The sequence below is a fragment of the Vibrio sp. 10N.222.52.C3 genome (assembly GCF_041474195.1).
GTDB classification, from domain to species: Bacteria; Pseudomonadota; Gammaproteobacteria; order Enterobacterales; family Vibrionaceae; genus Vibrio; species Vibrio crassostreae_C.
The window spans coordinates 1,045-1,626 of record NZ_JBFRTQ010000177.1 but is presented as its reverse complement, the minus strand read 5'-3'; the positions used below and the strand labels follow the sequence as shown (position 1 = coordinate 1,626).

The following is a 582-nucleotide window of genomic DNA, read 5'->3' as shown; positions in this document are numbered from 1 at the left end:
ATTGGTTTCAATGAACGCCGCCGGACCAGTGATTGAACGGTCAACATGCGACTCAGCCGCAAGGTGCATCACTGCATCGGGTTTGTGCTCAATAAAAACACGGTCAAGCTCTGCTCGGTTGCAAATGTCCACTTGTTCGAACGCGTAACGTTCATTCGAATCCACTTCTATAAGAGATTCCAAGTTTCCTGCATAAGTGAGCTTATCAACGTTAACCACGCTGTCAGATGTATTCTTGATGATATGACGAATGACTGCAGAGCCGATAAAGCCAGCACCACCAGTGACGAGGATCTTCATAGTTTTCTCTTGTAGTATACTGTTTAGAACAACTCACGAACGTGAATATGTATTGAATTTTTGAGGTTTAATCTCACTAGAATATGTCTGTCAATTAAAAGCTACTGAGACACTTTTCATCCATTTTGAGACAGTCCATTTTCGCCAATCCCTTATAAAACCTAGGTTTTGCTTACTTTTTAAAAACCGCCCCAATAGGCCGCAAAAAATACTCACTCAACAGATTTTAGTGCTATTTCATTGAGACTCATTCTATTTTAGGTACGCTACCGCCCTTAGGTT

General features: G+C 41.4%; 1 protein-coding gene. It reads right to left on the bottom strand.

The window, feature by feature from the left end; all coding sequences use genetic code 11:
• A partial coding sequence (locus AB4517_RS21310; protein WP_372149854.1) for a GDP-mannose 4,6-dehydratase occupies nt 1-300 on the bottom strand: 300 nt, incomplete at its 3' end.
• Nucleotides 301-582: the final 282 nt, after the last annotated feature.